The sequence below is a fragment of the Bradyrhizobium sp. Mp19 genome (genome assembly GCF_029952935.1).
Lineage (GTDB): Bacteria > Pseudomonadota > Alphaproteobacteria > Rhizobiales > Xanthobacteraceae > Bradyrhizobium > Bradyrhizobium elkanii.
This window is the reverse complement of the sequence record NZ_JASAUT010000173.1, coordinates 1-1,049: the sequence shown is the minus strand read 5'-3', so window position 1 is coordinate 1,049 and position 1,049 is coordinate 1. Positions and strand designations below refer to the sequence as shown.

The window sequence follows — 1,049 nt, the reverse complement described above, 5'->3', positions numbered from 1 at the left end:
TAAAGCGTGATGGCATTAAGTTCGATAGCCTGAATTTTTGAGGTAGTTGGCACATTCCTCGGAGGTGAAGGCGTCGAGCGCGTGGCCGATAGCGGCGCAGACTGCGTCGACGGTTCGCGCGGCGGCGTTGCGAAGCAGGTGTTTGAGCTTGGCAAAGACCTGTTCAATCGGGTTCAGATCGGGCGAGTATTTTGGCAGGAAGAAGAGCTTGGCGCCGACCGAGCGGATGAGCTGGCGAACTACCTTGCTCCTGTGGCTGCCGAGGTTGTCCAAGATGACGATATCGCCGGGTCGAAGGACGGGCAGCAGAACCTTCTCGACATAGGTGCGAAAGCTCACGCCATCGATCGGCCCTTCGATGAACCATGGCGCATCGATCCGGTCATGGCGCAAGGCCGCCAGGAAGGTCATGGTCTTCCAGCGGCCGTGAGGAACCTTGGCGTGAAGTCTGTGTCCGCGCGGCGCCCATCCCCGCAAGGGCGCCATATCGGTCCTGGTCCAGGTCTCGTCGATGAAGACCAGCCGCTCAGCTTCGACGCGATCTTGATACTTTGTCCACTGGGCTCGTCGCCTCGCGACCTCGGGTCGATCGCGTTCGCCAGCCGCCACGCTTTTTTTTGAAGCTGAGCTTCTCGGCATGGACGAAGTCCCACACCGAGTGGTAATCGACCTTCAGGCCGCGACGGGCGAGCTCGGCAACGAGACCACGTATGGTGAAATCGCCGTCCCTGATCCGCTGCGACAGCCAGACTGCGTGGTCTCCCGAAACCGCCTTCGGCTTGTGACCGCCCATCTGGCCAGGCTCAACGCTGCCGGTCTCATCGACACGCTGCATCCAGCCGATGGCAGTGCTGATCGCCACCCCAAACTGCTTGGCGGCCCGATTGCGGGACATCCCGCCCTCAATCGCGGCTACGACACGGTTACGGAGATCCAGGGAATAAGGCTTGCCCATCCATGCCGGCCTCCTATCCAGCCAGCATGGTGAATCAGAAACACACTGATTTGGGAATCCCAAATCGATTCAACCTAAACCCATCCCGCTTTAG

Annotated in this window: 1 protein-coding gene; it reads right to left on the bottom strand. The window is 60.1% G+C overall.

What is annotated here, in order from left to right; genetic code table 11:
• Positions 1-15: 15 nt before the first annotated feature.
• Positions 16-955 (bottom strand): IS630 family transposase gene (locus tag QJT82_RS45420; RefSeq protein WP_129964834.1). Its coding sequence is split into 2 segments (ribosomal slippage): positions 16-610 and positions 609-955, totalling 942 coding nucleotides; the frame shifts between segments, so codons are not numbered across the junction.
• Positions 956-1,049 lie beyond the last annotated feature (94 nt).